Annotated in this window: 12 protein-coding genes; 10 read left to right on the top strand and 2 right to left on the bottom strand. The window is 75.4% G+C overall.

The features are described 5' to 3' along the window. The 8 genes from IE312_RS41565 to IE312_RS23740 all read left to right on the top strand — a co-directional run. Nucleotides 1–636 (top strand): condensation domain-containing protein (locus IE312_RS41565; RefSeq protein WP_229900356.1); only part of this gene is annotated, 636 nt, incomplete at its 5' end. An 83-nt stretch (nt 637–719) separates the two neighbouring features. After that, a complete protein-coding gene (locus IE312_RS23770) occupies nt 720–923 on the top strand; it encodes an MbtH family protein (protein ID WP_067045059.1) in 204 nt (67 codons plus the stop codon). 127 nt (nt 924–1,050) lie between these two features. Next, a complete protein-coding gene (locus tag IE312_RS23765; RefSeq protein WP_189984361.1) occupies nt 1,051–1,626 on the top strand; it encodes a GNAT family N-acetyltransferase in 576 nt (191 codons plus the stop codon). Next, complete coding sequence (locus tag IE312_RS23760; RefSeq protein ID WP_189984360.1) at nt 1,623–2,906, top strand: MFS transporter; 1,284 nt, start codon at nt 1,623–1,625, stop codon at nt 2,904–2,906. The genes IE312_RS23765 and IE312_RS23760 overlap by 4 nt, the downstream gene beginning before the upstream one ends. Nucleotides 2,907–3,018: 112 nt before the next feature. Beyond that, entirely contained in the window at nt 3,019–5,469 is a 2,451-nt protein-coding gene (locus IE312_RS23755) for a SpoIIE family protein phosphatase (protein ID WP_370467587.1), read from the top strand. An 80-nt stretch (nt 5,470–5,549) separates the two neighbouring features. Beyond that, entirely contained in the window at nt 5,550–5,822 is a 273-nt protein-coding gene (locus IE312_RS23750; RefSeq protein ID WP_189984358.1) for a hypothetical protein, read from the top strand. Between the two features lie 242 nt (nt 5,823–6,064). Then, entirely contained in the window at nt 6,065–6,421 is a 357-nt protein-coding gene (locus IE312_RS23745; RefSeq protein WP_189984482.1) for a DUF6479 family protein, read from the top strand. 118 nt (nt 6,422–6,539) lie between these two features. Further along, entirely contained in the window at nt 6,540–6,725 is a 186-nt protein-coding gene (locus IE312_RS23740) for a hypothetical protein (protein ID WP_190045537.1), read from the top strand. 9 nt (nt 6,726–6,734) lie between these two features. On the opposite strand, the gene IE312_RS23735 is transcribed toward IE312_RS23740, so the two are convergent. Both IE312_RS23735 and IE312_RS23730 read right to left on the bottom strand, forming a co-directional pair. After that, on the bottom strand, nt 6,735–7,319 hold the full coding sequence (locus IE312_RS23735; protein WP_189984356.1) for an isochorismatase family protein: 585 nt from the start codon (nt 7,317–7,319) through the stop codon (nt 6,735–6,737). A 284-nt stretch (nt 7,320–7,603) separates the two neighbouring features. Further along, a complete protein-coding gene (locus IE312_RS23730) occupies nt 7,604–8,041 on the bottom strand; it encodes a MarR family winged helix-turn-helix transcriptional regulator (protein ID WP_189984355.1) in 438 nt (145 codons plus the stop codon). A 161-nt stretch (nt 8,042–8,202) separates the two neighbouring features. Here IE312_RS23730 and IE312_RS23725 point away from each other — a divergent pair, with 161 nt between their 5' ends. Both IE312_RS23725 and IE312_RS41560 read left to right on the top strand, forming a co-directional pair. Continuing rightward, nucleotides 8,203–11,238 carry an FAD-binding and (Fe-S)-binding domain-containing protein gene (locus tag IE312_RS23725; protein WP_189984354.1) on the top strand — a complete coding sequence of 1,012 codons (3,036 nt, stop codon included), beginning with the start codon at nt 8,203–8,205 and terminating at the stop codon, nt 11,236–11,238. A 6-nt stretch (nt 11,239–11,244) separates the two neighbouring features. Continuing rightward, a partial coding sequence (locus tag IE312_RS41560; protein WP_502266987.1) for an enolase-like domain-containing protein occupies nt 11,245–11,721 on the top strand: 477 nt, incomplete at its 3' end.

The following is an 11,721-nucleotide window of genomic DNA, read 5'->3' as shown; positions in this document are numbered from 1 at the left end:
GCGCCCACCGCCTACCGCACCCGCGTCAACGACGTGCTGCTCGCCGCCCTCGCCCTGGCGCTGGCCCGCTGGACCGGACGCGACCGGGTCCGCCTGGACCTGGAGGGCCACGGCCGCGAGGACCTGCTCGACGGCGTCGACCTCTCCCGCACCGTCGGCTGGTTCACCACCGTGTACCCGGTCGCCCTCCAGGTGCCCGACCCCGGCGACCTGGGCCCGGACCGCGACTGGCGGTCCCTGGTGAAGTCCGTGCGCCGCCAGTTGCGCGCCGTACCCGGCAACGGCATCGGCTTCGGCGCACTGCGTACCTTCGGGCCGCCCGAGGTCCGCGAACGCCTCGGCGGCGCCGCGCACAGCCAGGTGGTGTTCAACTACCTCGGCCAGTGGGACGCCCGTCCCGAGACCGCGGACGGCGGCCTGGTCCGCGCCGAACACGGCTCCTTCGGGCAGGACCACGACCCCCGCGACCCCGGCTCGCACCCGGTGGAGGTCGTCGGCGCGGTGCAGCACGGCCGGCTCGCCTTCACCTGGCACCACCGGCCCGGCGTCCACGACACCGCGACCGTGCGCCGGGTGGCCGAAGAGTTCGCCGACGCCCTGCGCCACCTCGCCCGGCACGCCCGGGGCGGCCGGTGACGACCGGCCGGCCCGGACCCCGCTCACCGCCGCGGGACCAACCGCCCACCACCCACCCGAACCGGACGACGAAGGAACCCGACATGGACGAGAACACCCGCTACCAGGTGCTGCGCAACGACGAGGAGCAGTACTCCCTCTGGCCCGCCGACATCGAGGTGCCCGCCGGCTGGCAGCCCGTCGGCAAGGAGGGCACCGAGGCCGAGTGCTCGGCCTACGTCGACGAGGTCTGGACCGACATGCGGCCCAAGAGCCTGCGCGAGCGCATGGAGAACGCCGGCGCCTGACCGCAACGCACCCGCCGGGCCGGCCTCGCGCAGGCCGGCCCGGCACCGAACCACCCCCACGTGCCGCCGTTCCGGCGCCCCACCGCCCTCGGCCCCCACCGCAACACGCCACTTCCGAGGAGCCGCCATGACCCCCGTCCTGCGCACCGAACGCCTGGAGTTCCTGCCCTACCGGCCCGAGCACGAGGACGCCTTCGTCGCGCTGCTGCGCGACGCGGAGGTGTGCCGCTGGATGGGCCAGGACCTCGTGCCCGAACCGGAGATCCGCGCCCTCTTCCAGGCCATCCTCACCGACGTCTACCCCTCGCGCCGCTTCGACGTGTGGGGCCTGTGGCACACGGGCGGCTACGTCGGGCACGCCGAGGTCAAGCCGACCGGCAACGTCGACGGGCACGAACTCGTCACCGCGCTCGCCCCCGCCTACTGGGGCCACGGCCTGGGCGGCGAGGCCGTCCGCGGCCTGCTGCGCCACGCCGCCGACAACCTCGGCCTGACCGAGGCCTACGGCATGGTCGGCGCCGAGAACACCGCCAGTCTGAGCATGTGCCGCCGCCTCGGCTTCCGCCACGTCCGCGACGTCGTCGACGACGACGGGAAGGTGACGAAGCTGCTCGTCATCCCCACGGGCCTGGTCGCGGTGGAGACGACGGCAGCGGGCACGGACGGGGCCGGCGGGCCCGTCCGTCGTGAGGAGGCCGTATGACGCGGGTGCCGGTGAGCGACGGCGCGGCCGGGGCGGCCGGTGGCGAGCGGACGGGGAGCCTGTGGCGCAACCGGGACTTCACCCTGCTGTGGACCGGGCAGTGCCTGTCCGACCTGGGCGGGGCCATGGTGGACCTCGCGCTGCCGCTGCTGGTGCTCCAGCAGACCGGCTCGCCGGCCCGGGCCGGGCTGGTGGGGACCGTGGGACTGGTCACCGCCCTGGTGTGCCGGCTGCCGGCCGGCGTCCTCGCCGACCGCGCCGACCGGCGCCGGCTGATGATCGCCTGCGACGCGCTGCGGCTCACCGGGTACGCCCTCCTCGGCTGGGCGGTGCTGACCGGCCGGGCGAGCCTGCCCGTGATCCTCGCATTGGTCGTCGCCGGCTCCGCCGCCACGGCCGTCTTCAGCACCGCCGAGCACGCCTCGGTCCGCAACCTGGTCCGGCCCGACCAGCTGACCTCCGCCGTCGCCCGCAACGAGGCGCGGACCTACGGCGTCTCGCTGGCCGGCCCGCCGCTGGGCGGCCTGCTGTTCGGGCTGGGCCGGGCCCTGCCCTTCCTCGGCAACGCGCTCAGCTTCCTGCTGTCCCTCGTGGCCGTCTGCCGCATCCGCGGTCCCCTCCAGCAGCCCCGGCACGAGACCGCCCCGGCCCTCGGCGCGTCCACCGCGCAGGGCCTGCGCTTCCTGCTGGGGCACCCCTTCCTGCGCGCCCTGCTGGTGATCGCCGCTCCGCTGAACATGGCGTTCACCGGCATGATCTTCGCGATGACCCTCGCCCTGCGCCGTGCCGGCGTCTCCCCGGCCGTGGTCGGGCTCGCCGGCACGATCTTCGCGCTCGGCGGGCTCCTCGGCGCCCTCGCCGCCCCGGCGCTCCAGCGGCGGCTGCGGCTGCCCGTCCTGATCACGCTGCTGTGCTGGGCGACGGCCGTCCTCATGACGGTGGGCGCGCTGCTGGCGGGCACGGTGGCCGCCGCCGTACCGCTGGCCGCGGCCGTGTTCCTCGGGCCCACGGCGAACGCCGCCCTCTTCGCCCACCAGGCCGCCGTCACCCCCGACCACCTCCAGGGGCGGGTGGTCGGGGGCGTCCTGCTCGCCGCCGGCTCGGCTGCCGCGCTCGCCCCCGCCCTGGCCGGCGCACTGCTCGCCCGCTGGAGCCCGGTGCCGGCCACGCTGGTCTTCCCCGCGCTGGTCACGGTGGCCGCGCTGACGGCCACCTGGAGCAGGGGCATCCGGACGATGTCCGCCCCGGACCCGGCCCCCGGATCCCGTCCTCCGGCGTGACGCCGGATCCGCGGGCAGGGGACCGCTCCCCGGCCGGGCCTGATCCGGCGGAAGGTCCCGGCCCGCCGTCACAGGGGCTGCGCGGGCGGCTCATACGCGCTGTAATGGCGAGGTGGTGAGTGAGGGCGCTGCGGTCAGCGGGACGAGAACGGCGCCGGAGCGTGCCGGGGTCGCCCTCGCCTCGCTGATGGAGTTCCCGGACACCCCCGACCGGCTGCGCCGTCTCCTCGAACAGGCGCTCGTGTTCGCCGGGGCGTCCTTCGCCGGGGTGTACACGCCCGGTGACGACCCCGCCCAGCTCTGTCTGGCCGAGTCGGCCGGCCTGCCCCGCACCCTGTACGGCCTGCGCGACTGCTACCCGGTCACCGGCGGCTTCCCGGTCGCCGAGGCGCACCGCACCGGACGCCCGCGGTGGCTGGGCCCGGCCGAACTGGCCGGCTGCCCGGACGCCCGCCGCACCCCGTCCCCGGACTTCTCCCTGGCCGTCCTGCCGCTCGGCCCGGCGGGCGCCGGCTGCCTGCTGGCGGTCGGCGAGCACCCCGGCGGCTTCGGCACCGACGACCGGGTCTGCCTGGAACTGATCGCCGGCGCGGTCTCCGTCCCCGCCCCGGCCGCCGCGGGCGAGACCGGCGAGCTGCCCGAGAACGCCTTCAGCCTGGCCATGGACACCGGCCGGGTCGAGGTCGGCGAGTCCATCCTGCGGCTGTTCGGGATCGGCCGGGACGACTTCGACGGCCGGGTGGAGACCCTGCTCGGCCGCGCGGTCCCGGAGGACCTGCCCGCGCTGATGTCCGTGGTCGAGGCCGACCACATGTCCATCGGCGACCGCGAACTGGAGTTCCGCATCCTGCAGCCCTCCGGGCCGCCCACGTGGCTGCGGCTGCGCGGCCGGCTGCTGCCCGGCGGCGAGGGCCGCACCGCCCGGCTGGTCGGCACCGTCGCCGACGCCTCCACACTGCGGTCCGACGTCACCGACGTGGCCCGGGTGCAGCGCCTGGCCGCCGCCCTCGCCATGGCCGGCACCGTCAAGGACGTCGGTCAGGCCGTCGTCGCCGCCCTGCGGGTGCCGCTGCAGGCCGACCGGATCGCGCTGGCCGAGCTGGAGAACGACCGGCTGGTCGTCACCGTCCTGGACCCGCCCGAACCGGAGGCCTGGCCCGAGGTGTGGCGCAGCGAGTGGCGCACCGAGTGGCCCGACGCGCCGGTGCGCGCCATGCCCACCCTGGCCGCCGCGCTGCGCGAGGGCCGCGCCCGGATCTGGCCCGCCGGCAGCCCGCTGGAGCCGGCCCTCGCCGAGGTCGGCCCGGGCGGCCTGGCCGTGCTGCCGCTGCCGGCCGGCGGACGCATGGCCGGCGCCTGTCTGATCGGCTGGGACAGTCCGCACGAGTTCGCCCCCGACGAGCGCGCCCTGCTCACCGCCTGCGCCGGCCTCGCCGGCCAGGCCCTGCTGCGGGCCCACGCCTTCGACGCCGAGCACGAACTCGTCGGCATGCTCCAGCGCACCCTGCTGCCCCGCCGCCTGCCCCGGCTGCCCGGCGCGGTCGCCGTCGCCCGCTACCTGCCCACCACCGCGGGCCTGGAGGTCGGCGGCGACTGGTACGACGTGATCCCGCTCGCCGACAACCACGTCGCCCTGGTCATCGGCGACGTGCAGGGCCACAACGCGGGCGCCGCCACCCTGATGGGCCAGATGCGCACCGCGCTGCGCGCCTACGCCGCCGAGGGCCACGCCCCGGACGTGGTCGTCTCGCACGCCAACCGGCTGCTGCTGGACATGGAGACCGACCTCTTCGCCACCTGCGCCTACGTCGACGTGGACATGGAAGAGGGCACCGCCTGGTGCGTACGCGCCGGTCACCTGCAGCCGGTCCTGCGGCACCCGGACGGCACCGCGGAGATCCTGCGGGCCGAGGGCGGCCCGCCGCTCGGCGTGCTCGCCCAGGCCGAGTTCCCGATGACCCCGCTCCGCCTCCAGCCCGGCACGGTACTGGCCCTGACCACCGACGGCCTGGTGGAGTCCCCGGACGCCGACATGGACACCGGCATGGACCGGCTGGCCCGCCGGCTGTCCGCCGCCGACCCGGCCCACCTCGGCCTCGTCGCCGACGCCCTGCTCGCCGGCGCCCACCGCGCCGACGACGTGGCGCTGCTGCTGGTGCGCTACGACGGCATGGCCGTACGGCCGTTGCGGGAGAGCTGGACGGTGTGGCGGGTGCCCGAGGCGGTCCGGCACGCCCGCCGCTTCACCCGGCGCACCCTGCGCACCTGGGGCGTGTCCCAGGACACGCTCGACGCGGCCCTGCTGGTCGTCTCCGAACTCGTCACCAACGCCCTCGTGCACACCGGCGGGCAGGTCCGGCTCGACCTCAGCCTGGTCAACCACCGGCTGCGCCTCGCCGTGGCCGACGCCTCCCCGCGCAGCCCGGTGAAACCCACCAGCATCGGCTGGGAGGCCACCGGCGGGCGGGGCATCCTGCTGGTGGAGGCCGTGTCGGCGGCCTGGGGGACGGTACCGGTCAGCGGTGGCAAACAGGTCTGGGCGGACCTGGTCCCCGACGGCTGACCCCCACTCGGGTGCGGGTGGGAACCGTTCAGACATGCTGGGGAGGCGTGCTCCGGCCGCCGTGCCTAGGGTCGGTTGATGTGGCACACACCTTCGAAGAGCTGGTGCAGAAGCAGCGCGCGGCCGAAGCGGCCCGCATCATGGTCGAGGAACTGCGCGACACCTACGGGCCGCCGGCCGAGCGACGGATGACGGGCGCCCAGTCGGGCACCTACGAGACCGCCCTGCGCGCCTGGCGGGACCTGGCCCGTGACGCGCAGACCGCGGTGAGCGAGTACGCCAAGGAGACCGGCCGGTCGCGGAGCGAGGTCGAGGCCGAGGTGGAACGCGCGGCGTCCCGGGACGACCGGTGAGACGCGGCACCCGCCGTGCCCCGCCGGCCCGGAGAGCCGCACCCGCCTTTCGCCGGCAACGGCAGCCCGGGCCGGGCGGGTTCGGCGGGGATGCCGAGCGCCGCGGATGCCGGTACCGCTGGTGGACCGGGCAGCGTGGCCGAGGCCTCTGGCGGTGACCGGGGGGCCGGTCACGCCACGCGCCGCAGACACCTGGTCGTATCCGGCGCCCGGGCGGGTACCCGGCGGTCATGAACTCTGCCATGTACCAAGCGGCCACCGGCCCTCAGGTGTTCGGATACGCCCTGATCCTGCTCGCCGGGCTGGCCTGTGTCGCGGGACTGATCTGGGCCTTCCGGCTGGGCATCAAGGTGCGCGAGCGGGAACCGGCGCCGCCGCGCCCCGAGGAGCAGCCCAGGATGCCGGCGTCCGGTCCCGTCCACGAGACCCTCGAGGTCCGTGAGCCCGACGAGGTGCCCCGCGCGGCGGACGGCGGCGACCGCCTGACCCCGCACCAGCTCGGCAACGTCGGCAGCAAGCGCGCCGACGACCAGAGCCGGCCGCGCTGGTCGCCCGGTTCCAGCGGGTCCTTCGGTGGCGGAGGCGGCGGCCGGACCTGAACCGCCGCGGCCCGTGTTTGCGGGCCGGGCCGCCCGGGGACCCGGTCCGGCACGGATTCCCGGCCCGGGCCCGTGCCCGGCGAACGGCCCTCCCCGGCGGGCGGGCCACAGAAGGAAGATGAGCGACGTGACCGCGCATGCCAGCGAGAAACCGGCCGTACCCGACGCGGAGACGGGCTGGGCCGCCGCCCGCCGCCTGCGGAACCGGGGAGTGCGCACCTGCGTGCCCGCGGTCCTCGACGGCGCCCCGCTGCGGGGGCAGGGACCGGACACCGAGGACAACATCGTGCGCGGTGAGGACTGACCCCGGGGCTCAGCCCCGGGTCGTGGCGAGCAGTTCCCTGATGCGGGCGGCCGTGCCGGTCTCGCCGAGCCGTGGGAAGATCCGCTCGACGCTGTTGGCGTGCGCCCCGGCGTCGGCGTCGGCCATGGCGTCCGTGGCGAGCGTGACGTGGTAGCCGTGCGCGTAGGCGTCCCGGGCGGTCGACTCGACGCCGATGCTGGTGGCGATCCCGGCCAGCACGATCTGCGTGACGCCCCGGCGGCGCAGCTGGACGTCCAGGTCGGTGCCGTGGAAGGCGCTCCAGTTGTGCTTGGTGACACGGATGTCACCGGGGTGCCCGGACAGCTCGTCGACGACGGTGTCCCAGCCCTCGGGGAAGGCCAGCCCGCGCGGCCCGCGCTCGGTGCGGCCGGGGACGGCGTCCGCCCCGTCGGGCGCGAAGGAGACCCGGACCAGGACGACGGGCAGCCCGTGGGAGCGGAAGGCGTCGGCGAGCCCGGCCGTGCGCGCGACGACTTCGGGGCCCGGGTACGGCTGGGTGGGCATGGCGACGATCCCGTTCTGGAGGTCGATCGCGACGAGGGCGGTGCGGGGGTCGAGCGTGGTGAGCGACATGGGTCGGTCGGGGCCTTTCGGAGGATGCGGTCGGATTCGTGCCCGCCGGCGCGGGACGGCGCCCGCCGCTGTGCGTGGCCGGTGCGGCGCCGGGTGTCCCGCCGGGACCTGGTCGACGGCGCGGGCCCGGCGGGGGAGGGGCCGGCCCTCCGGGCGTGGGCGGTGAGCCGGCGGGGGAGTGTGGGCGGTGGCGGCGCGAGCCGGGGGGCAGGCCGCTGAGGACGGTGGCCGCCGCGCGCGGCCGGTGTGGTGCCGGGCGCGGTCCGGGCGGCCGAGCCCCGCCGTCACGGACGGGACAGCCGTTCCATCAGCTTCAGTGCCGCGAGGACCGTCTGCCGCTCCTCCTCGCTGTAGCGGTCCTGGAAGGCGCGGGCCAGCCACTCCTCCCGGACCTGCCGGTTGCCCTGGACGCGGGCCCGGCCGCCGTCGGTCAGCGTGACCAGCTGGCGGCGGCCGTCGTCGGGATCGGGGGCGCGCCGGATCAGCCCGTGCTGCTCCAGCGCGGCCAGCGTGGTCGCCATGGACTGCGGACGCACCCCCTCGGCGGCGGCGAGCGCGCTGGCCGTGGCCGCGCCGTGCTTGCCGACCAGGGTGAGCGCCGACTCCTGCGAGGGGCTGAGGTCGGCGTCCTGCGCCACCTCGCGGATGCGCCGCCGCAGCCGGCTGAAGACCACCCGCAGGTCGCGTGCGGCGCGGGCGGCGGAGTCGGAGATGTCGGCCATGCCGTCAGCCTAGGACCGGCAGCCGAAACTGTCCAGTCCAACCTGTCCAGTTCAGCCTGTCCAGTTCCGTCTGTTCAGTTTTGCCTGTCTCTTCGCCGGGGTACTCGCGGGCCCGGACAGAGCGGGACGACGGTGGACCCGGCCGAGCTGAAGGAGTACAGATGACCCCTCCGGACAGGTCCGGCCTGGAGGCGGCGCTCCGGGCCGAGGTGGACGGCGAAGTCCGCTTCGACGCGGGCAGCCGCGGTGCCTACGTGACGGACGGTTCGAACTACCGGCAGGTCCCGCTGGGCGTCGTCGTACCCCGCACCGTGGAGGCGGGCGCCCGCGCGGTGTCGGTGTGCGCGCGCTTCGACGCCCCCGTCCTCTCCCGGGGCGGCGGAACGAGCCTGGCCGGACAGTCCACCAACACGGCCGTGGTGATCGACTGGAGCAAGTACTGCACCGGGGTGATCTCCGTCGACCCCGAACGCCGCACCTGCGTCGTGGAGCCCGGCATCGTCCTGGACGAACTCAACCGGCACCTCGCCCCCCACCGGCTCCAGTTCGGCCCGAAGCCCTCCACGCACAGCCACTGCGCGCTCGGCGGCATGATCGGCAACAACTCCTGCGGCGCCTCCGCCCAGGCCTACGGCAAGACCGTCGACAACGTCCGGCGCCTGGAGATCCTCACCTACGACGGGCAGCGTGCCTGGGTCGGCCCCACCCCGCCCGACGAACGGGCCCGCATCATCGCCGGCGGCGGCCGGCTCGCCGAGATCTACGCCGGCCTCGACCGTATCGCCACGGAGTACCTGGCCGACATCCGCCGCGGCTACCCCCGCATCCCCCGCCGCGTCTCCGGCTACAACCTCGACTCCCTGCTGCCCGAGAACGGCTTCGACGTCGCCAAGGCCCTCGTCGGCAGCGAGGGCACCCTGGTCACCGTGGTGCGCGCCGAGATCGACCTCGTGCCCGTACCGCCGTACCAGTCCCTGCTTGTCCTCGGCTACGACGACATCTGCGCCGCCGCCGACGACGTCCCGCACCTGCTGGAGCACTGCTCGCCCAGCCAGCTGGAAGCCCTGGACGGGCGCATGGCCCAGCTGATGCGCGAGGAGGGCGCCTACCTCGACTCCCTCGCCGTACTGCCCGAGGGCGACAGCTGGCTGCTCGTGCAGTACAGCGGCGACAGCCAGGAGGACGTCGACGCCCAGGCGCACGCGCTGCTGCACGCCATAGGCCGCGCCGAGAAGGACGCGAACGTCGCCTTCTCCGACGACCCCGCGCGCGAGCAGAAGATGCTCAGGGCCCGCGAGGCCGGCCTCGGCGTCACCGCACGGCCACCGGACGGCCGGGAGACCTGGGAGGGCTGGGAGGACTCCGCCGTACCGCCCGAACGCCTCGGCGACTACCTGCGCGACCTCAGGCAGCTGTTCCAGGAGTTCGACTACGGCCATCCCTCCCTGTACGGCCACTTCGGGCAGGGCTGCGTCCACACCCGCATCCCCTTCGGGCTGCGCGACGCCGAGGGCGTGGCCGGTTTCCGGCGCTTCCTGGAACGCGCCGCCGACCTCGTCGTCTCCTACGGCGGCTCCCTCTCCGGCGAGCACGGGGACGGGCAGTCCCGCGGCGAACTGCTCACCCGGATGTTCGGCGAACGGCTCGTCACCGCGTTCGGCGAGCTGAAGGCGGTCTTCGACCCCGGCGACCGGATGAACCCCGGCAAGATCGTCCGGCCCAACCCGGTCGACGGACAGCTGCGGCTCGGCCCGACCTGGCGGCCGGCGACCCCGGCGACCCACTTCGGCTTCCCCGGGGACGACCACTCCTTCAACCGTGCGGTGATGCGCTGTGTCGGCATCGGCAACTGCCGAGGCCACTCCGGCGGCGTCATGTGCCCCTCGTACCGGGCCACCATGGAGGAGGAGCACTCCACGCGCGGCCGGGCCCGGCTGCTGTTCGAGATGCTCGGCGGGCACACCGACTCCGTGATCGAGGACGGCTGGCGCTCCACCGCCGTGCACGACGCGCTCGACCTCTGCCTGGCCTGCAAGGGCTGCAAGTCCGACTGCCCGACCGGTGTCGACATGGCCACGCTGAAGGCCGAGTTCATGTCCCACCACTACGCGGGACGGCTGCGTCCCATGGCCCACTACGCCATGGGCTGGCTGCCCCTCTGGGCCCGGTTGTCCCGGATCGCTCCCTCCCTGGTCAACTCGGTGCTCCACGCGCCCGGCCTGGCGCGCCTGGGCAAGCGGCTGGCCGGGATCGACGGGGCCCGTCCGGCCCCGGTGTTCGCCAGGGAGTCCTTCCTGCAGTGGTGGCGGGCGCGCGGCCGGGAGGAGCCCGACCCGGCCGACCCGCGCACCGTCGTGCTCTGGCCCGACACCTTCAGCACCTCCTTCCACCCGTCCATCGCCCGCTCGGCCGTCCGGGTCCTGGAGGACGCCGGCTTCCGGGTCGCCGTCCCCACCCGGCCGGTGTGCTGCGGCCTCACCTGGATCTCCACCGGCCAACTGCCCACCGCCAAGCGCGTGCTGCGCCACACCCTCGACGTCCTGCGCCCCTATCTGGAGGCCGGCACCCCGGTCATCGGCCTGGAACCCTCCTGCACGGCCGTCTTCCGGTCCGACGCCCCCGAGCTGATGCCCGGCGACCAGGACGCGGAGCGGCTCGCCGCACAGACCCGCACCTTCGCCGAACAGCTCGTCCACCACGCCCCCGACGGCTGGCGGCCCCCGCGGCTCGCCCGGCAGGCGACCGTGCAGACGCACTGCCACCAGCACGCCATCATGAAGTTCGACGCCGACCGGGAACTGATGCGCCGGGTCCACCTCGACGCCGAGGTGCTCGACGAGGGCTGCTGCGGCCTGGCCGGGAACTTCGGCTTCGAACGCGGTCACCACGAGGTCTCCATGGCCGTCGCCGAACAGGGCGTCCTGCCCGCCGTCCGCGGCGCCGCCCCGGACAGCCTGGTCCTCGCCGACGGCTTCAGCTGCCGCACCCAGATCGAGCAGGGCGGCACCGGCCGCCGCGCCCTGCACCTCGCCGAGGTCCTCGCCCTCGCCCTCGACGGCGGCCTGCCCGCCGACCACCCCGAGCGGCTGGCCGACCGGCCCGCCGCACCGTCCCGCACGGCCCGCTGGGCGACGACCGCCGCGGCGGCCGCCGTCGCCCTGGGTGCCGCGGGCGGTCTGCGGCAGCTCAGGAGGTAGGCGACCGTGAGCGACCAGCCGGCCGTCGAGGCCGTGGACACCGCCGTCTACACCGTGCCCACCGACTCCCCGGAGGCGGACGGCACCCTCGCCTGGGACAGGACCACCCTCGTCCTGGTCACCGTCCGGGCCGGCACCACCACCGGCCTCGGCTACACCTACGCGCCCGCCGCCACCGCCCACCTCGTCCGCGAACTGCTCGCCGGCACCGTCACCGGCCTGTCCCCGTACGACGTTCCGCGCGCCAACGAGCGGATGTGCCGTGCCGTGCGCAACGCCGGTCTTCCCGGCACGGCCGCCCAGGCGATCGCCGCCGTCGACATCGCCCTGTGGGACCTCAAGGCCCGCCTGCTCGGCCTGCCCCTGGTCCGGCTGCTGGGCGCCGCCCGCGACGACGTGCCCGTCTACGGCAGCGGCGGGTTCACCACCTACGACGCCGACCGGCAGGAACGCCAGCTGCGCGGCTGGACCGAGGAGGAGGGC

The organism is Streptomyces capoamus (assembly GCF_014654935.1).
GTDB classification, from domain to species: Bacteria; Actinomycetota; Actinomycetes; order Streptomycetales; family Streptomycetaceae; genus Streptomyces; species Streptomyces capoamus.
The sequence above is the reverse complement of the archived record's forward strand: the minus strand, read 5'-3'. Positions and strand labels throughout refer to the sequence as shown.